This is a genomic window from Streptomyces sp. NPDC052012 (genome assembly GCF_040689265.1).
GTDB lineage: Bacteria > Actinomycetota > Actinomycetes > Streptomycetales > Streptomycetaceae > Streptomyces.
In genome coordinates this window covers 134,477-155,268 of the sequence record NZ_JBFAXA010000016.1, presented here as the reverse complement: position 1 = coordinate 155,268, position 20,792 = coordinate 134,477, and the positions used below count along the sequence as shown (strand labels likewise).

Here is a 20,792-nt window from a genome sequence, read left to right as displayed (position 1 = left end):
CGGCGGGCCACCACGCCCCGGGTTCAGGCCAGCGGGATGGTCACCTCGTCCTCGACCGGCGGGTCGACTTCCTGCGCGCGGTTGCCCGTGGCCGCGTGGCAGCGCAGCCGGATCTCCTCCGGGCCGACGTCCAGGCGCAGGAAGCACTTGAAGAACGGCGGGCTGTAGGTGGCCGAACCCGGCGAGAACACCTGCGTGTAGATCTTGCGCACGGGCAGCCGGATCCGCTTGGCCCGGTCGGGCCGGCGGCCGGTGCCGAGCAGCGCGGCGACCAGCCGCACCCGCCGGGTGACCCGTGCCGCCGGGTCCGTGGGACGGGTCGGTCCGATGCCGAGCCGCTCGGCGACCACGGCGGCCGCCTCCGCCTCGGTGAGGGTGAAGAAGCGGCGCAGCCGCAGCCGGCGGCCGTAGAGGGCGCTGTAGAAGGCGAGGGAGTCGCCGCGCAGCGGGTAGCAGCGGAAGTCCCGCTCGGTGACACCGGCGACGGCGACGCGGGGGATGGTGTGGGTGGCGTGCGTGAACGCGCCCCCGCCGCCCGCCACCACGTACTGGATCGTGCGCCCGTCCGGCAGCCGCACCGGGTAGCGCTGGTAGTTGTGGATGTCACCGCCGATCGCCGCGACGTAGTGATGCTCCGGGTCGCGGACGACGTCGTCGACGGTGCCGCCGCCCTCGACGGGGCACGGGTGGTGCTTGCCGTCCACGTACAGCGGGGAGCCCGCGACGAGGATCTTCGGGCGCGGACCGCGGGACACCTCGCGCAGCCAGGCGCCCTGCTCGGCGTCGAGGGTCCCCAGCAGCCCCGTGTCGATGCCCACGATCCGTACCGGTCCCGCGTCGATCGCCCAGTAGGGGCCCGGCTGGACGGCCTGCTGGGCGGGGGCCGCCCGCAGCTTCCGCGCCTCGGCGAGACCGCGGCCGTCGTCCGGGCGCGGCCGGTGCCACAGCAGCGAGCGCAGCCAGGCGCGGGTGAGGGGGCGCGGGGGCTGCTCAGGCGGCAGGGGCGGGGCGTCGTCGCAGAAGACGCGCATGAAACCGCGGAGGTCCTCGTACCAGTCGTGGTTGCCGGGTATCGCGTAGATCGGCGCGGGGTAGTCCGCGTACGGGCGGAAGAACTTCTCGCCGTAGTCGCCGGCGCTGCCCACCGGGTAGATCACATCGCTGGCCAGGACGGCGAATCGGGTGTCCCGGCCCGCGTTCAACAGGCCCGGCACCACCGCGTACTGCGGCTCGCCGCCCTCGCCGGTGTCACCGATGACCAGGAAGGAGAACCGGTCCGGGTCGTCGCGCCGGATCACCTTGTCGGCGGGCGCGCCGGCCGCCTCCCGCTGCGCCGTCCAGCGGCTGCGGGTGCGGCCGGTGGGGTCCCCGAACCAGGAGGCCAGGACGCCGTTGCGGGCGGCCCACAACATGCGCGGGTCGAGCCAGGACACCTTCTCGGCCCCGCCGGGCATCAGCCGCCGGTACGTGCCGCGTTCTGCGGAGCCCCAGCCTGCGCCCTCGGCCGTGTCGCGTGAGGAGTTGGACATCGGGGCACCGTAACAACGGTGCGGTGCACGGGCGCAGGGGTGTGCCGAGCTTCAACTGCCCCCGGGACGCTACTCGAACCGCGACACGTCGCCCGCGCCCTGCCGTACGATCTCCGCCTCGCCGCCGGAGAAGTCGATGACCGTCGTCGGCTCGGTGCCGCAGTCACCGGAGTCGAGCACCGCGTCCACCACGTGGTCGAGGCGGTCCTTGATCTCCCAGCCCTGCGTCATCGGCTCGTCCTCGCCGGGCAGCAGCAGGGTGCTGGACAGCAGGGGCTCGCCGAGCTCCGCCAGCAGCGCCTGGGTGACGACATGGTCGGGGATGCGCACGCCCACCGTCTTCTTCTTCGGGTGCTGGAGCATGCGCGGCACCTCCTTCGTCGCGGGCAGGATGAACGTGTAGCTGCCCGGGGTCGACGCCTTCACCGCGCGGAACACGTCGTTGTCGATCCGCACGAACTGGCCGAGCTGGGCGAAGTCCCGGCACACCAGCGTGAAGTGGTGCCGGTCGTCCAGCTTGCGGATGGTGCGGATCCGGTCGATGCCGTCACGGCTGCCCAGGCGGCAGCCCAGCGCGTAGCAGGAGTCCGTGGGGTACGCGATCAGTGCGTCGGCGCGGATGCTGTCGGCGACCTGGGAGATGGTGCGCGGCTGCGGGTTGTCGGGGTGCACATCGAAGTACTTCGCCATTCACCGAGCTTATGCCGCCCGCGCCGGTGCGTCCCCCGAGGCCCGGCCGTGCCCCGGTGCCGGGTGAGGTCCGTCCCGTGCCGGGTGAGGTCCGTCCCGTGCCGGTGCGGTCCGTTCCGTGTCGAGAGCGGGCCGTCCCGTGTCGAGAGCGGGCCGTGCGGGTGCGGGCGGCGCCCCGTGCGGGCGGCGTCCCGTGCCGAGGCGGGCCGCGACCCGTTCCGCCGTGGGGTGTCCGGGACGAGCCGGGCACAAGGGATGAGCCGGGCGCACGGGTGAGGTAACGTGCCCGACCTGGACCGAAACGGCGCCGAGAGCGAGGGGAAGGCCGAGGTGGCAGGCCGCAGGGACGGAGTCCGGGACACACAGCCGGCGGCCGGGGAGGCCCCGACGTGGGCGCGGGAGCTGCTCGAGCACCTGCGCCCGGCCGGCCGCGACGTCCGCAGGATCGCCGACTGGCTCGGCCGGACCGCGCACGCCACCGTCGCCCTCCAGGACGCCGGGGGAGCCCTCGTCGCGGGCACCCGGCTCCAGCTCGACGAGGATCTCGTCGCCGACCTCACCTCCGGCCGGATCGCCTCCGCCGCCTGGGAGGAAGAGGGGCGCCATCTGCGGCTGGTGCGGGTCGAGCACCCTTCGCAGGCCTGGGTGCTGGCCGTCTCCCGGCGGACCCCGTTCGACCGGCACGCCGCCGATGTCGTCACGTACACCGCCCAGGTGCTGGAGCTGCTGCTGACCGCCCGCGAGACCACCACGGCCGGGCATCTGCTGCGCCGCGCCACCGCCGACCTCCGGCTCGCGATCCTCCAGCTGCTGATGGTCGAGGACACCGTCGCGGCCCGCCGGGTCGCCGCGGGACTGTGGCCCGGACTGCTCGACGCCGACTCGGCCTGCGTCTACGTGGTCGAGTCGACCCCGGCCCACCGGGACCGCCTCGCCGAGGAGTGCCTGGACGCCACGGCCGAGGAGGCACTGGTGGTGCGGTGCCCGGCCATGGACGGCCATGTGATCGTCGTCAGCCCCCGCGAGACCACCGCCGGCGATCTCCGGTCGCTGGTCGTACGGCATCCGGACACCTTTCTCGGCGGCAGCGCCCGGCAGAGCCTCGCGCGCACCGCCACCGCCTACGGGCAGGCCGTCAGTGCCCTGGCCGTGGCGCGCTTCCGGCCGGACCGGACGGCCGTGTACGCCGAGCGCACGCATCCCGAGCGGCTGATGGACCCGGCGGCCCTGCGCGGCTGGACGGCGCGGGTGCTGCGCCCGCTCGACGCCCTGCCCCACCACACCCGCGCCGAACTCCTCGCCACCACCCGCCTCGGCCTGGAGTTCACGGCGGTCAACACGGCCAAGATCCTCGGCGTGAGCCGCAACACCGTGCGTGCCCGGATGGAACGCGTCGAGACCATGCTGGGCACCGACTTCACCGACGTCACCGCACGCGCCGTGGCCCATCTGGCGCTGCACACCCAGATCAACCTCCAGGACGGGCAGGCGGTCGCCGACCCCGGCACGGCCCCGCCCGGCCTCGCCGAGCTGCTGGCCGGCCCGGCCGTCCGCGCCTGGGCCCAGCAACTGCTGGGCCCGCTCGACGAGGACGCCCGGAACCTGCGCCGCACCCTGCGCGCCTGGATCGCCTCGGGCGGCAACGCCGAACGCGCCGCGCAGAGCCTGGGTGTCCACGCCCAGACCGTCCGCGAGCATGTGCGCAGCGCCGAGCCGGTCCTGGAGCGCCAGCTGCTGGCCGCCGGGACCGACCTGTACGAGGTGGTCGTGGCGCTGCTCGCGGCCGGGGACCTGCGGCAGCCGGTGTTCGCCGCCCCGGCGCAGGCATCCTCACCTGCGTGAATGACCATTCCTTGGTGAGGGACCACCTGCGCGAAGCGGGGCCGACCGGTACTTTCCGGACTCGGTTGTGCACAGGTGAGTCCTCCGGCCGCCGCGGCGGGCACGAGTGCGGTACCCAGACCCTCCGCGCCCGCATAGTTTCTTCCTGCCGCGGGAGCACGACCGGAACGGGGGACCGGTCGCGCTCCCGTGCCGTCGTGCTGTGTGTCCCCGCCGAGGACGGGTACCCGAGCGGCGCTGTGGAGGTCCGCCCCCCGCCCAGGCGGTTCGGGGCCGGCGGACCCGGAACCGAGCGAGCCGCGAGAAGGAGGCCCGAATGACCAGCGACACGGAGACCGGCGGCGTGACGGGCACGCAGGACAAGGACTACAACCTGATCTGGTACGTCGAGGCGTGCCTGAGCAACGCGCTGCGCCTGGAGAGCTACATCCAGGACGCCGAGCGCGCCAAGGACACCGAGGTCGCGGACCTGTTCCGCAAGGCCCAGGCGGACAGCCGCAAGGGCGCCGAACTGGGCAAGGGACTTCTGCGCGCACGGCTCAACGGCGGCTGAACGCACCGCTGTCGAGGCCCGGCCGTCGTCACCTGGACGACGGCCGGGCCTTTGTCGTGCGCGGCGGACCGCGGTGGACGGTTCTGCTACGGTCGCATACGCGTTCCACACAGGTGGTTACGCGGAGTTCACACCCGCCCGGTCTGCCGGGCGGGCGGACTTGCTATCGTGCTACTCGCCGGTAGCAAGCTGAACGGGGGTTCGGGGGGCCGGTGTTGACCGCATCAGCGCTCCCCGCGGTGTCCAGCGGCAGCGGTCTGGCAAGGGGGCCAGGCCGGCCACAGTCTCGCGCGTTCCCAAGGCGCGGCCCTCGCACTCCGGTTCCTCGCACTGACGCAAGAACAGGTGAGTCTCCTCCTATGGCCCGTTCCCTGGTCGACCTACTGATCGCGCACGCCACCGAGCACCCTGACCGGACCGCCTACCGCTTCCTCGCCACCGGCGACTGCACGGGCGAGACCTCCGAGATCCACGACATCACCTACGGCCGCCTGGCCGACCGCACCCGAGCGGTCGCCGCCTGGCTGCAGGACCGCGGACTGGCCGGCTCGCGCGCCATGCTGCTGTACCCGCCCGGCCTGGAGTTCATATCCGGCTACCTCGGCTGTCTCGCCGCCGGGGTCGTCGCGGTCCCCGGAGTGCCGCCGCAGGGACGCACACAGAACCACCGCGCCCTGACCCGGATGAAGCGCCTGATGGCCGACGCCGACACCAAGGTGATCCTCGGTGGACGCGAGGTGATCGGCGCGCTCGACACCATGGCACCCCACCTGCCCGAACTGGCCGACGTCACCCGCGTCGCCACCGAGGACATCCCCGGCGAGCTGTCCGCCGGCTGGCAGGCACCCGAACCCGACGCCGACACCGTCGCCTTCCTCCAGTACACCTCCGGCTCCACCTCCGCGCCGCGCGGCGTGATGGTCACCCACGGCAACCTGCTCGACAACCAGCGGATCATCACCGAGCGGATGGGCCACACCCCGGACGCCCTCGCCGCCCACGCGGGCGAACTGTTCGTCAGCTGGCTGCCCGTGTACCACGACATGGGCCTCATCGGACCCGTCCTCAACACCGTCTACCTCGGCGGCACCAGCACCCTGTTCTCCCCGCTGCACTTCCTCCAGCAGCCGCAGCGCTGGCTCGACGCCGTGACCCGCTACCGCCCGCACACCAGCGGGGCCCCCAACTTCGCCTACGAACTGTCCCTGAAACACGCCACACCCGCCTTCCTCGACCGGCTCGACCTCGGCGCCTGGAAGGTCGCCTTCAACGGCGCCGAACCCGTACGGGCCGCCACCCTGCGCTGCTTCGCCGACACCTTCGCCCCGGCGGGCTTCCGCCGCGCGGCCCTCTACCCCTGCTACGGGCTGGCCGAGGCCACCCTGATGGTCACCGGCGGCTCGATCGACGCCCCGCCCACGCTCCTGTCCGCCGCCGACGACGGGCCGCACGCGGGCGAGGCGGACGCGGCGGCGGTCGGCACCGGCCGGCCCGGCCCCGGACTGACCGTGGTGATCGCCGACCCCGAGACCCACGAGGAACTGCCCGACGGAGAGGTCGGCGAGATCCGCGTCGCCGGCGCCAGCGTCGCCAGGGGCTACTGGCGCAACGCCGTCGCCACCCGTGAGACCTTCCGCGCCCGGGTCACCGGCCGCGAGGGCCGCTTCCTGCGCACCGGCGACCTCGGGTTCCTGCGCGACGGCGAACTGTTCGTCACCGGACGGCTGAAGGACCTCATCGTCGTCGACGGCCGCAACCACTACCCGCAGGACCTCGAACTCTCCGCCGAGATGGCCCACCCGGCGCTGCGGCCCGGCTGCACCGCCGCCTTCGCCGTGGACACCGGCGCGGACGGGTCCGGCGGCGAACAGGCCGTCCTCGTCGCCGAGGCCGCCCCGGAGGCCGCCGCCGAGGCCGAGAAGATCACCGAGGTGATCCGCGGCGCGCTCGGCGACGCCCACCAACTCGCCGTCCGCGATGTGGTGCTCGTCCTTCCGGGCACGATCCCCAAGACCTCCAGCGGCAAGATCCAGCGCCGCGCCTGCCGGTCCGCGTACCTCGACGGCACCCTCTCCACGCTCGGCGCTCCCACCGCCGGATGACCCCCCGCGCGCCGACGGCCGGCCTGCCGGACGCCGGCCGGCCGGCGGCCCGTAGGTCACCGCGCACCCGGCGCGCCGTTTCCGGTCCGCCGTGAGCCCGCCCTTCGTACGCCCGCCCTTCGTACGCCCGCCTCCGCACCAGCCCTGCCCAGCGCCCGAGTTCACGAGGACCACCCGTGTCAGAGATGCCCGCGCCCGAGCCCCCGAAGCAGACCGACGACACGCCCCCGACGACCGTGGACGAGCTGCGGGCCTGGCTGGTGTCGGCCGTCGCCGGGGCCACCGGAATCGATCCGCTGAGCGTCGACCCCGACCGTCCCCTCGCGGAATTCGGCCTGGGATCACGGCAGTTGGTCACCCTGTCCGCCGAACTCGCCGCGCGCACCGGCCGCTCCCCGGACGCCGCCGCGGTCTTCGACCACCCGACGATCACGGCCCTCGCGACGGCGATCCTGCACGACGGCACCGACGGCACCGACAGCACCGACGGCACCGTTCGTGCGCCGGGCGGGCGGGCCGCCGGCCGGGCGGCCGGCGCGGGACAGACGCGGCGGGCCGTCCCCGCGCCGGGCGCCGGGCCGGGTCCCGCGGGCGCTTGCGGACCGGCGCCGGATGCCGGGCCGGTGTCCGCGGCAGCCGCCCACCCCGGCGACGACATCGCCATCGTCTCCATGGCCTGCCGTCTTCCGGGAGGAGCCGACGACCCGGAGGCGCTGTGGCGGCTGCTGGCCGACGGACGGGACGCCGTCACCGAGGTGCCCGCAGGCCGCTGGCACACCCAGGGCCTGTACGACCCCGACCCGGAGGCGACCGGCACGGCGTACAGCCTGCGCGGCGGATTCCTCACCGGCATCGACCGGTTCGACGCGGCCTTCTTCGGCATCTCGCCCCGCGAGGCCGACGCCATGGACCCCCAGCAGCGGCTGCTGCTCCGGACCGCCTGGGAGACCGTCGAGCGCGCCGGGATCGTCCCCGGCACGCTCAGCGGCACCGCCACCGGCGTCTACGTCGGCCTCTACGACAGCGGCTATCTCGCCTCCGCCGGGCTGGACCGGCTCGACGGGCACGTCGGCACCGGCTCGGCGTCCAGCGTCGCCTCCGGGCGCATCGCCTACTCCCTCGGGCTCGAGGGACCGGCGGTGACGGTGGACACCGCCTGCTCCTCGTCCCTGGTCGCCCTGCACCTCGCGGCACGGGCGCTGGCCGACGGCGAGTGCGACCTGGCGCTCGCGGGCGGCGCCACGCTGCTGGTCACCCCGCGCGGGCACGTGGAGTTCAGCCGGCTGCGCGCACTGTCGCCCAGCGGCCGGTGCAGCCCCTTCTCGGCGGACGCCGACGGAGTGGTGTGGGCCGAGGGCTGCGGCCTGGTGCTCCTCAAGCGACTGGCGGACGCACAGCGCGACGGCGACCGGGTCCTCGCCGTCGTCAAGGGCTCGGCGATCAACCAGGACGGCCGCAGCCAGGGCCTCAGCGCCCCCAACGGTCCCGCGCAGGAACGCGTGGTGCGCGCCGCCCTCGACGCCGCCGGGCTCACCCCGCACGACATCGACTACATCGAGGCCCACGGCACCGGCACCCGGCTCGGCGACCCGATCGAGGGCCGGGCGCTGGCCCGCGTCTTCGGCCCCGGCCGCCCGGCCGAACGCCCCCTGGCCATCGGGTCGCTGAAGTCCAACCTCGGCCACACCCAGGCCGCCGCGGGCGTCGCGGGCGTCATCAAGACCGTTCTCGCCCTGCGGCACGAGACACTCCCCGCGTCCCTGCACGCGGACACCCCGACCGAGCACGTCGACTGGGCCGCGGGCGGCCTGCGTGTCGTGGACGACGCGCGGCCGTGGCCGCGAGGGGAGGGCCGGGTCCGCCGCGCCGGGGTCAGCGCCTTCGGCATCAGCGGCACGAACGCCCATGTCGTCCTGGAGGAAGCACCCCGCGAGCCGGACACCACGCCCGCTCCCGACCCCGGCGGACGGCACCTGTTCCCCCTCTCCGCCCGCACCGTCCCCGCGCTCCGGCAGCAGGCCGACCGCCTCCAGCGCGCCCTCACGGCGCGGCCCGGCCTGCCCCTGCCCGGGGTGGCGGCGACCCTGGCCCACCACCGCACCCACTTCGAGCACCGGGCCGTGATCCCCGCCGAGGACCGCGACGCCCTGCTCACGGCGCTGCGCGGACTCGCCGCCGGAGAACCCGACCCCGGCCTGGTCGTCGGCCCGGCCCACGCCCGTCCGCACGGCAAGCTGGCCTTCGTCCTCCCCGGCCAGGGATCCCAGTGGGCGGGCATGGCCCGCGACCTCCTCGCGCACGACCCCGTGTTCGCCGACGAACTCGACCGCTGCGACGCCGCCCTGCGCCCGTTCACCACCTGGTCGGCGGCGGCCGTCCTGCGCGGCGACGCGGGCGCGCCCTCCCTGGACCGCGTGGACGTCGTCCAGCCGGTGCTGTTCGCCGTGATGGTGTCCCTGGCCGCCGCCTGGCGGGCCCGCGGCATCAGGCCGGACGCCGTGATCGGGCACAGCCAGGGCGAGGTCGCCGCGGCCTGCGTCGCGGGCGCCCTCAGCCTCAACGACGCGGCGGCCGTGGTCGCCCTGCGCAGCCAGGCGCTGACCGCCCTGTCCGGCACCGGCGCCATGGCGGTCGTCGCCCTGCCGCACACCGAGCTGGAGACCCGCCTCGCCGGACTCGGTGAGGACCGGGTGTCGGTCGCCGCCGTCAACAGCGGCCGCTCCACCGTCGTCGCGGGCGAGGCGGAAGGCGTCGAGGCGCTGCTCGCCGGCCTCGACCGCGAGCAGGTCTTCGCCCGCCGCCTCGACGTCGACTACGCCTCCCACAGCGCCGGTGTCGAAGCGGTCCGCGCCGACATCCTCGACGAGCTCGACGGCGTCACCGCGATCCCGGCGTCCGTCGCCTGGTACTCCACCGTCACCGGCGCACCCGTCACGGAGGAACTGGACGCCGGCTACTGGTACACCAACCTGCGCGAACCCGTGCGGTTCGGGCCGACCGTCGAGCGGATGATCGCCGACGGGTACCGCTGGTTCGTCGAACTGAGCCCCCACCCGTCCCTGCTCACCGCGCTGCGCACGGTCGCCGAGGACACCGGCACCGAGGATCTCGTCGCCGTGGGCTCGCTGCGCCGCGACGAGGACGGCCCGGCCTGTCTCGACCGGGCCACCGCCGAACTGCACGTCCACGGACGGCCCGTGGACTGGCGCCGGCGGGTCGCCGGGACCACCCCGGCCGATCTGCCGACGTACGCGTGGGACGAGGAGCGCCACTGGTCCGAGGCCGTCGGCACCGGCACGGCTCCCGGCCTCTTCGACCGCGCCGCACACCCTTTGCTCGGCGTCCAGTTGCAGTCGGCGGACGAGACGCGCTGGACCTTCCGCGGTGAATGGTCCGCCGCCACCGCAGCATGGCTCCCGGACCACGCGGTGTTCGGCCGCACCGTGGTCTCCGGGACGACGGTGGCGGAGCTGTGCCGCGCCGCCCTCGCCGTGGCCCGCCCGGACACCCCGTCCGACGTCACCGACCTGCTCCTCACCGCCCCGCTCGCCCTGCCGGCCTCCGGCACGGTCGAGGTGTCCGTCGAGGTGGTGACCTCCGGCCCGGCGCCGGAGATCACCGTGCACAGCCGCCCGCGCGGCCAGGAGGCCACGGGCTGGACCCTGCACGCCACCGCCACCGCCGACGCCGCCGCCGCGACGACGGGGGAGGCACCACCGGCCTGGCCGGACGCGGCGGACCCCGCCTGGAGCGAGGACACCTACGACCGGCTGGCCGGCCTCGGCCTCGGCTACGGCCCCGCGTTCCGGGGCGTACGGCAGGCCGTCCGCACCGGCGAGGGCGCTCTGCTGGCCCGGCTGTCCCTGCCCCCGTCGGCGCGCGACACCACCGACCCCTACCCGGTCCACCCCGCGCTGCTGGACGCCGCACTGCACGTGACGGCCGCGCTCGACCCCGACGGCACCCGGGTGATGCTGCCGGTCGCGGTGGGCCGCTGCGTCCTTACGCCCGGCGGTGCCACCGAACTGACCGTCCGCGTGCGGCGCACCGGCGCGTCGGACACGGACGTCACCCTCGACGTCGGCCTGTGGGACACCGACGGCATCCCCGTCGGCCGTCTGGAGGGCGTACGCCTGCGCGCCGCCGAGCGCGCCGATCTGGACGGTTCCTCGGAGAACGCCCGGCATCTGTACGAGGTGACGTGGACACCCGTCCGGGCGGAGCCGGACGCGCAGGGCACCTGGCGGGTGCTCGGCGACGACCCCGTCGCGGGCGGCCTCGCGCGGGAGCTCGAAGCGGCCGGTGCAGCCCTCGCCGCTCCGGACGCGCACCCCGACGTGGTCGTACGGCTCTGGCCGCGCACCGACCCGTGGGCCGGGACGGCCGAGCAGGCCGCCACGGCCCTCGCCGAGCTGCGCGACCTCATCGCCCTTCCGCCCGAGGAGACACCGTCGCGGATCCTGTGGGTGACCCGCCAAGCGGTCGGGGCCGGTGCGGGCGACGACGTCCAGGGTCTCGCCCAGTCGGTGCTGTGGGGCCTCGCCCGCAGCGCCCGCGCCGAACACCCCGGGCTCGGTCTCACCCTGCTCGACCTCGACCTCGACGACGCCGAGGACGTGACGCCCGCCCTCCTCACCGCCGCCGCACATCCGCAGGAGCCCGAACTCGCCGTCCGGCGGGGCGCGCTGCTCGCTCCGCGTCTCGTCCGGGCCCGCTTCGCGGACGAGGCCGGGGCGACGGAGGCCGCCGGCCGGCGGATCCCCACCGACGGCACCGTGCTGATCACCGGCGGGCTCGGCGCGGTCGGCCGCACCCTGGCCCGGCTGCTCGCCGAACACGGCACACCGCGCCTGCTGCTGACCTCCCGTCAGGGGCCCGCCGACCCCCGCCGCGACGAGATCACCGCCGAACTCACCGCCCTCGGCGCCGAGGTGGACGTCGCGGCCTGCGACGTCGCCGACGCGGACGCGCTCGCCGACGTGCTCGCCGGGATCCCGGACGAGGCACCCCTGCGGGGCGTCGTGCACTGCGCCGGCGTCCTCGCCGACGGGCTCGTCACCGACCTGACCCCCGAACGCCTCGGCCAGGTGCTGCGCCCCAAGGCCGACGGCGCCGCGCATCTGCACCGCCTCACCGCCCACCTGCCCCTCGACCTGTTCCTGCTGGTCTCCTCCGCCGCCGGTGTCGCCGGCAACGCCGGCCAGGCGAACTACGCCGCGGCGAACGTCTTCCTCGACCAACTCGCCCACCACCGCAGGGCCCGGGGCCTCACCGCCCAGTCCGTCTCCTTCGGCGCCTGGGCGGGCGAGGGGCTGGCCGCCGGGCACGCCGACCTGGACCGCATGGCCCGCCTGGGCCACCGGGCCCTCACCCCCGAACAGGCCCGGGACCTCGTCGAGCTGGCCCTGCGCCGGCCCGGCCCGCACCTGGTCGCCTGGTCCCTGGACCTGCCCCGCCTGCGCGCGGCCCTCACCTCCGCGCCCGGCGGCACACCGGCGCTCTGGCGCACCCTGCTGCCCGCCGCGCCCCGCACCGCACCCGGCGGCGGCGACCGGCTCGCCGACCGCCTGGCCCGGCTGCCCGAGGACGAACGCGCCGCCCGCGTCCTCGCCCTGGTCCGCGAGGAGGCCGCCCGCGCCCTCGGTCTGCGCACCCCGGACGCCGTACGCCCCGAACAGCCGCTGCGCGAGCTCGGCATGGACTCCGTGACGGCCGTCGAACTCCGCAACCGCATCGGCGCCCGCATCGACGCCCGGCTCCCCGCGACGCTGCTGTTCGACCACCCCACGCCCGCCCGGCTCACGGCCCACCTGCTCGGCACGGTGCTCGCGGCCGGCCGTGCCGCGGCCCGCCCGGCGGCCCGGCCGGTCCCGTCCGGCACCACCGCGGCCACCGCCGACGAGCCGATCGCCCTGGTGGCCATGGCCTGCCGGCTGCCCGGCGGCGCCGACGACCCGGAGGCGCTGTGGCGGCTGCTCGCCGAGGAACGCGACGCGGTCGGCCCGTTCCCGGCCGGACGCTGGGACGTGGAGGCGCTCTACGACCCCGACCCCGACACCCCCGGCACCTCCTACACCCGCGAGGGCGGCTTCCTCGACGACATCGAGTCCTTCGACGCGGGCTTCTTCGGGATCACCCCCAAGGAGGCGGCGGCCATGGACCCGCAGCAGCGGCTGCTCCTGGAGACCGCCTGGGAGGCGCTGGAGCGGGCCGGGATCGTACCGGGCGGACTCGCGGGCAGCACCACCGGCGTGTACGTCGGCATGTTCGGCAGCGACTATCTGGCGGGCTCCCGCCTCGACCAGCTCGACGGGTACGTCGGCACCGGCTCGGCACTGAGCGTCGCCTCCGGCCGGCTGGCCTACACGCTCGGCCTGCACGGTCCCGCGATGACCGTGGACACCGCCTGCTCGTCGTCGCTCGTCGCCACCCACCTCGCCGTCCAGGCGCTGCGTTCCGGCGAGTGCGACCTGGCCCTCGCCGGCGGGGTGACACTGATGGTGACCCCGCAGACGTTCGTCGAGTTCAGCCGGCTGCGCGGGCTGTCCCCGACCGGCCGCTGCCGCTCCTTCTCCGACGACGCCGACGGTGCCGTCTGGGCCGAGGGCGCCGGCATGGTCGTACTGAAGCGGCTCGCCGACGCGCGGCGCGACGGCGACGAGGTGCTGGCCGTGCTGCGCGGCACCGCCGTCAACCAGGACGGCCGCAGCCAGGGCCTGTCCGCGCCCAACGGGCCCGCGCAGGAACACGTGATCCGGCGGGCACTCACGCAGTCCGGGCTCACGCCCGCCGACATCGACTACGTGGAGGCCCACGGCACCGGCACCACCCTCGGCGACCCCATCGAGGCGAACGCGCTGACGCAGGTCTTCGGCGCCACCCGCCCCGACGACCGGCCGCTGTATCTCGGGTCCCTGAAGTCCAACATCGGGCATGTGCAGGCCGCCTCGGGCATCGCCGGGCTGATCAAGGTCGTCGAGTCGCTCCGCCACGAGACCCTGCCGGCCACCCTGCACGCCGGCACGCCCAGCCGGCACGTCGACTGGGCGGACAGCGGACTGCACCTGCTGCGCGAGCCGGTGGCCTGGCCGTCCGGAGAGCGGGTGCGGCGGGCCGGAGTGAGCGCGTTCGGGATCAGCGGCACCAACGCACACGTGATCGTGGAGGAGGTCCCGGCCGCGCGGATGGCCTCGCCGACCCGGGACGGCGACGAGCGCCCGGCCGCCGGACTGTTCCTGCTGTCCGCGCGCAGCGAGCCGGCCCTGCGCGGGCAGGCCGCACGCCTCGCCCGGCACCTGACCGACGACGTGTCCCTGCCGGACGTCGCCCACACCCTGGCCCGGCACCGCAGCCACTTCGAGCGGCGCGCCGGACTCGTCGCCCACGACCGGGACGAACTCCTCGCGCAGCTGGAGGCGTTGGCGAGCGGCCGCATGCCGGTGCCGCCGGCACGACGGGAACAGGACGGCAAGGTCGCCTTCGTGTTCGCCGGGCACGGCGGGCAGTGGCCGGGCATGGGCCTGGAACTGATGGCGCAGTCGGAGGCGTTCCGTGAGGAGCTCACCCGGATCGACGAGGCCGTACGGCGGCACGCCGGCTGGTCGGTGCTCGACGCGCTGCGCGCCCCGGAGGAGTTCTCCCCGCTGGACCGCACCGAGTACCTGCAGCCCGTGCTGTTCGCCGTCAACGCCTCGCTCGCCGCCGCCTGGCGGGCGCTCGGCGTCACCCCCGGCGCGGTGGTCGGGCACAGCCTCGGCGAGATCGCGGCCGCGTACAGCGCGGGCGCGCTCGGACTCGACGACGCCGTGACCGTGGTCACCGGCCGCGCCCACGCGGTCGTGCCGCTGGTCGGGCGCGGTGGGATGGCCGCCGTGGAACTGCCGCGGGCGGACGTCGAGGAACTCCTCGCGCCGTACACCGGCCGGCTGTTCGTCGCCGCGGTCAACAGTCCCGGATCCACGGCCGTCTCCGGCGACTCGGGCGCCCTGGCCGAGCTGCGCGCCCGCCTGGAGGAACGCGGCGTCACCGTACGGCGGCTGTCGACGCCGTTCGCTTCGCACACCCCGCTGATGGAACCCCTGCGGGACGAACTCCTGGAGAGGTTCGGCGGGGTGCGGCCCGTCGAACCGCGCACCCCGCTGTACTCCAGCGTGCTGGCCGAACCCGTGCCGGGCGAACGCCTCGACCCCGCCTACTGGTTCGCCAACCTCAGCCGGCCCGTCCGCTTCGCCGACACGATCCGCCGCCTGCTCGACGACGGCTACCGCCACTTCGTCGAGCTCAGCCCGCACCCGTCCCTCACGGCCTCCATCGAGGCGGTCGCCGCCGACGCAGGATCCGACGCGGCCGCCGTCGGCTCACTGCGCCGGCAGCAGGACGGCCGGCACGTACTGCTGCGCAGGGCCGGCGAGCTGTACGCGGCCGGCCACACCCCGGACCTGGAAGCACTTGTCCCGGCCGGCCACCGCGTCGCCCTGCCGACGTACGCCTTCGCCCGATCCCGGCACTGGCTCGCGCCCGCCCCGGCCACCGCCTCCGGCGGCTCCCCGCTGCTCGGCACCCACGTCGAGGCCAGTGACACACCCGGTCGGCACCTGTTCCAGAGCGAGATCGACCTGCGCGACCGCCGCTTCGCCTATCTGACGGACCACCGTGTCACCGGTGAGGTGTGGCTGCCGGGCTCCGCCTTCCTCGGCATGGCCCTGGAGGCCGCCGCGACCGTCGAGCAGTCAGCCGAGGTGCGCCTGGCCGACGTCGACTTCCTGCGGCCCCTGCGTCTGGAGGAGGAGCGGCCCGTACGGCTCCAGCTGGTGCTGCGGCCCGCCCAGGACGGCGTCCGGGAGTTCACCGTGGCGGCCGCCGCGCCCGGCGCCCGCTGGGAGCGGCATGTCACCGGCCGCGTCCTCACCGGCGCGTCCGGTGACACCGGCACGGCCGAGCCGCCGTCGGTCCTGCGCGCACGCTGCACCGAACAGGCGGATCCGCCCGCCCTCTACGCGCGGCTCGGCACCCTCGGCATCGAGTACGGCCCGGCCTTCCGCGGCCTGACCGACGGCCTGCGCGACGCCTCCACCGCCCTCGCCCGGCTGGCCGACCGGTCCGCCGAGGGACACCTGCTGCACCCCGCCGTCCTCGACGCGGCCTTCCACAGCGCCGGTCTGCCCGGTGACGCGCCCGAGGGCCGGGCGTTCGTGCCCGCCGGGGTCGGACGGCTGCGGTTCACCGGGCGGCGCACCGCACCCGCGTGGGTCACCTGCGCGCTGCGGTCCGTGGACGGCGACACCGCCACGCTCGACCTGCGCCTGTGGGACGACGACGAACAACTCGTCCTGGAGGCGCGGGAGTTCCGGCTGGCCGCGCTCTCGCCGCTGGACGGCGCGCTCTTCGAGACCCGCTGGCAGCCCCGCCCCGACGCCCGGGAACCCGCGACCGACGGCCGCTGGCTGATCCTGGCCGACACCACGGGCGTGGCCGACGAACTCGCCGCGCGCCTCGGGGCGTCGACCCCGCACGTCGTGGCACGGGACGGGGAGACGTTCGCCCCGGACGGGCCCGGCCGCTACGTCCTCGACCTGACCGACGAACACCAGCTGACCCGGTTGCTCGACGAGGCGTTCCCGGACGGCCCGCCCGAGCGGGTGGTCCAGCTGACCGCGCTCGACGCCCCGCCGGTCACGGACGACCTGAGCGCCGGCCGGGCGGCCCGCCTGTGCTGCCTGAGCACCCTGCACCTGGTGCGGTCCCTCACCGGCCGCGGTCCGGCGCCGCGCCTGTTCGTCGTCGTCCGCGCCAGCCAGGCCGCCGGCGACCACCCGCGGGTCGCCCGTCCGCAGCAGGCGCTCGCCTGGGGCTTCGGCCTGGCCGTCGCGCAGGAGCACCCGGAGCTGTCCACCACCCTCGTCGACCTGCCCGACACCGGCGGGACCGACGCGCTGTGGACCCAGCTGCGGCACGCCGACGACGAACGGCTCGTCGCGCTGCGCGAGACGGGCCGCCTGGTGCCCCGCCTGGCCCGCACCCGCCCCGACGACGGCGCCGACGGCACCGTCAGCCCCGACGGCGTCCACCTGATCACCGGCGGTCTCGGCGGCCTGGGCCGGGTCGTCGCCGAACGCCTGGTCCGGCTCGGGGCGCGGCGGCTGGCCCTGCTGAGCCGCGGCACGCCCGGCCCGGACGCCGCCGCCTGGATCGCCGGCCTGGAGCAGCGCGGCGTCACCGTGCACCTGGCCCGCGCCGACGTCGCCGACCGCGCCGCCCTCACGGCCGCCCTGGACGCCGTGCGCGAGGAGGCCGGGGCCATCGCCACCGTCGTGCACGCGGCCGGTGTCCTCGACGACGCCACCGTGGCGAACCTGACCGACGAGCGCGTCCTGCGCGTCCTCGCGCCGAAGGTCCTCGGCACCGCCCTGCTCACCGAACTGGTCCCCGAGGCCGGCAACCTGGTGCTGTTCGCCTCGGCGGCCGGCCTGCTCGGCTCCGCCGGACAAGCCCCGTACTGCGCGGCCAACGCCTTCCTCGACGCCTGGGCCCACCACCTCGACCGGCGTGCGCTGAGCCTGGACTGGGGCGCCTGGACCGGCGTCGGCATGGTCGCCGCCTCGGGCACCCGCGCCGCCGAGACCGGCCGGTCGGGACTCGTCCCCTTCACCCCCGAGGACGGCGGCGCACTCTTCACGCGCGTGCTGGGCGACTCCCGGCGCCGGCTCGCCCCGATCGCCCTCGACTGGGAGATGCTGGCCCTCGCGCCCGACCTCGCCCGCACGCGCCCGGTCCTCGGCGACCTCATCGGCGCACCGGCCGGCGACCCGGACGCGGACGAACTCGTGCGCAAGGTGTTCGCGGCGGCCACCGAGGAGGACCGCGCCATCTGGCTGGAGGCATACGTACGGGCGCGGATCACGGCCGTCTCCGGAGGCGTGGCGGACGTGACCGCGTCGACGGCCCTGAAGGAACTCGGCCTGGACTCCCTGATGCTGGTGCGGCTGCGCAACGACTTCGCCCGCGAACTCGGCGTCGACCTCCCGGCCGCCGAGGTGTTCTCGGCCGCCGACACCCGGGGTCTCGCCCGCATGCTGGCCACCGCGCTGCCTGAGCAGGCGGTGGCCCCCGAGGAACAGCCGGCGGCCACCGGCGAGGTGCCCGCCACCGAGCTGCTGCCCGCGACCCGGGACGTGGTGCGACTGCTGCGCAGCGCCGGGCCCGGCATGCCCGCCGCCGCCCACGCCATCGGCCTCGCGCTGCGGCTCACCGCCCCGACCACCCGCGACGCGCTCACCGGCATCCTCGCCCGGCTGACCGCACGCCACGCGGCGCTGCGCACCGGCATCGTCACCGGTGCCGACGGCGGACGGCTGCTGCGCGTGGACCGCGAGACACCGGAACCGGTGCTGCGCTGGACCCCCGTCGCCGACGGCACGGACCTCGACGCGGCGAGCCGCCTGCGTGCGCTGCTGGAACCGCCGTTCGACCTGGCGCGGCCGTCCCTGTGGCGGTTCGAGCTGCTGGACGGCGGCGAGCACGGGCAGACCCTCGTCCTCGGCGCTCACCACGCGGTGAGCGATCTGCAGTCCCTGCTGCTGGTGGCGGGGGAGATCGACACCGAGCTGTCCGGCAGGCCCCTCGGCGGCCACACCACCAACCGGGACGTCGCCCTGCTCGTCCAGTCCCAGGACAGCGGCGGCGCGGACGGACCGGCCGCCGACGCGGAATGGCGCGCGGCCTTCGAGGGAGCCGCACGTCTCGACCTGACGCTGAGTCATGAGCGCCCGGCCGAACGCTCCTACCGGGCGGGCAGTGTCACCGTGCCGGTCCCGGACGAGCTCACCGCCCGGATCTCGGCCGCCGCGAGCCGCCTCGGCGTCACACCGGCCGCGTTCTGCCTCGGCGCCCTCACCGTGCTCCTGGCCCGCGAGCGGCAGCGTGAGCGGTTCGTCCTCGCGGTGCCCGTGGACACCCGGATCCACGCGGACGCGTACGACGCCCTCGGGTTCTTCGGGGTGCCGGTGCCGTTCCCGGCCGAGGCCCGGCCCGGAGAACGGGTCGGGGAGGTGCTGCACCGCACCGACGTGCGCCTGCGCCGGATCCTCGCCAAGGGCGCGATGTTCTCCGACGTGCTGCCGACCCTGTCCCGTCAGGGCCTGCACCGGCCGAACGCCCCTCTGGTGGAGGTCTACTTCAACTACGTCCGCTCCGCCGCCGGCCGCCTGGACTCCCTGGAGGTGCTGCCGGCCGGGACGGGCTACTCCGACCTCGACCTGATGATCACCATGACCCCCGACGCGGGCCGGATCCGGCTGGACCACAACCTCGACATCCTCGACGCGGCGGCGACGCGCGCCCTTGCGGAGGACTACCTGCGTCTGCTGGAGGAGACGGCCGAGGATCCGGCGGCGGCCGTCGGCACGGCTGCCCGCACCGCTGCGGGCACGGCTGCGGGCACCCCGTCCGCTCCCCCTGCCCGGGTGGCGCTCGCCGCCACCTTCGCGCTCGGCACCCTGCCGCTGATGTGCCATGCGGCCCTCGACGCGGAGCCGGCCACGCGCGGGACGACCGTCGCGGAGGCGCCGTACCACCAGGTGCTCGCCGCGCTCCAGGACCCCTCCGGGGTCTTCTCCGCCCCGGAGACGGCGGTGGGCGTGGTGCTGCTGCGCGGGGCCGATCTCGAACGGTTCGGCGCCCTGGACGACGAACTGCTCGCCGAGCTGCGCGGCGCCTGTTCCGCCGCGCTGCGCGCACTCATCGAGCGGACCGGCAAGCCGGTCGTCGTCGGCATCCTGCCCACCGCCCGCCCCGACGACCGCCACACCGCCTGGGAACAGCAACTGGCCGCCGACCTGGCCGAGCAGCCCGGCATCGCCGTCCTCGGCACCGACGCGTGGACCCGCCGTCACAGCGTCGAGGAGATCTTCGACGAACGCACCGAGCGGCTGGCCCATCTGCCGTTCACCGCACCGTTCCAGGCAGCCGTGGCCCTGACGCTCGCCGAGGCCGTCCGCGCGGTGCGCCGCCCCGCGCCCAAGGTGATCGCGGTCGACGGCGACGAGACCCTGTGGGGCGGCGTCGCCGGGGAGACAGGACCGGCGTCGGTGGACCTGACCGGCCCGCGCGCCCTGCTGGCCCGCCGCCTGCTGCGCTGGCGGGAGGCGGGCGCCCTGCTCGTCCTCGTCAGCAACAACGACGAGGACGTGGTCCGCGCGGTCCTCGACCGCCCCGACAGCACGCTCAAGGCCGAGCACTTCAGCGTGCTCTCCGCCGCCTGGGGCCCCAAGCCGGCACGGCTCTCCGAGGCCGCCCGCACCCTTGGCCTCGGTCTGGACAGTTTCGTGTTCCTGGACGACAACCCCGCCGAGATCGCCCGGATGCGCGCGGCCCACCCGCAGGTGCTGTCGGTGACCTGCCCGCCGGCCGGCGAACTCCCCGGCTTCCTGGACCGGTTGTGGCCGCTGGTCCCGGCGGCGGCGACCGCCGAGGACGCGCTGCGGGCACGCTTCTACGAACAGGAACGCGAACGGGACGCGGCGCGTGCGCAGGCCGGCTTCGAGGAGTTCCTCGCCGGGCTCGAGCTGGAGGTCGACATCCGCCCGCTGGCGGAGGCCGATGTGCGGCGAGGCGAGCAACTCGTCCGCCGGACCAACCAGTTCACCCTCCGGGCGCGCTCGTCGGACGGCGGTGACCTGGCGCGCTGGCGCGAGAGCGGCGAGGTGTGGACGGCTGCGGCGCGGGACCGGTTCGGCGACTACGGGCAGATCGGCCTCATCGCCGTACGGGCCGAGGGCGACCTGCTCGACGTCCTCGCCTGGTCGATGAGCTGCCGGGCGCTCGGCCGAGGAGTCGAGGAGCGGCTGCTGCAGTGGACGGCGGCACGGGCGGAGGAACTCGGCTGCACCAAGGTCCGGCTCACGGCGGAGCGCACCCCGCGCAACGCACCGGCGCGGCGGCTGCTGGCCGCGCTCGGCGGGGGAGACGAGAACGACGACCGCCTGGAAGCCGTCGTCACACCGGAACACCTGCGGGCGTTCCGGTCCTGGCGGCAGCAGTAGGCCCCGCTGCGGCGGAACGGAAAGGAACACGGACCAG

Annotated in this window: 6 protein-coding genes; 4 read left to right on the top strand and 2 right to left on the bottom strand. The window is 75.4% G+C overall.

Annotated elements, in window-relative coordinates; translation table 11 throughout:
- Positions 1-23 precede the first annotated feature (23 nt).
- Together AB0412_RS24105 and AB0412_RS24100 are read right to left on the bottom strand one after the other, a co-directional pair.
- The gene (locus AB0412_RS24105; protein WP_366404643.1) at positions 24-1,529 is read right to left on the bottom strand and encodes a metallophosphoesterase; all 1,506 of its coding nucleotides are present in this window, start codon (positions 1,527-1,529) and stop codon (positions 24-26) included.
- 69 nt (positions 1,530-1,598) lie between these two features.
- Positions 1,599-2,219: an L-threonylcarbamoyladenylate synthase gene (locus AB0412_RS24100; RefSeq protein WP_366404642.1), complete on the bottom strand. Its 621-nt coding sequence runs from the start codon at positions 2,217-2,219 to the stop codon at positions 1,599-1,601.
- A gap of 330 nt (positions 2,220-2,549) precedes the next feature.
- On the opposite strand from AB0412_RS24100, the gene AB0412_RS24095 reads away from it, so the two are divergent.
- The 4 genes from AB0412_RS24095 to AB0412_RS24080 all read left to right on the top strand — a co-directional run bounded on the left by AB0412_RS24095 (position 2,550) and on the right by AB0412_RS24080 (position 20,755).
- The gene (locus AB0412_RS24095; RefSeq protein WP_366404667.1) at positions 2,550-4,061 is read left to right on the top strand and encodes a helix-turn-helix domain-containing protein; all 1,512 of its coding nucleotides are present in this window, start codon (positions 2,550-2,552) and stop codon (positions 4,059-4,061) included.
- A 316-nt stretch (positions 4,062-4,377) separates the two neighbouring features.
- Positions 4,378-4,614, top strand: a complete 237-nt coding sequence (locus AB0412_RS24090) for a hypothetical protein (protein ID WP_359791977.1) — start codon at positions 4,378-4,380, stop codon at positions 4,612-4,614.
- A 359-nt stretch (positions 4,615-4,973) separates the two neighbouring features.
- Positions 4,974-6,716: a fatty acyl-AMP ligase gene (locus tag AB0412_RS24085; protein ID WP_366404641.1), complete on the top strand. Its 1,743-nt coding sequence runs from the start codon at positions 4,974-4,976 to the stop codon at positions 6,714-6,716.
- Positions 6,717-6,901: 185 nt separating this feature from the next.
- Positions 6,902-20,755: an SDR family NAD(P)-dependent oxidoreductase gene (locus tag AB0412_RS24080; protein ID WP_366404666.1), complete on the top strand. Its 13,854-nt coding sequence runs from the start codon at positions 6,902-6,904 to the stop codon at positions 20,753-20,755.
- Positions 20,756-20,792: the final 37 nt, after the last annotated feature.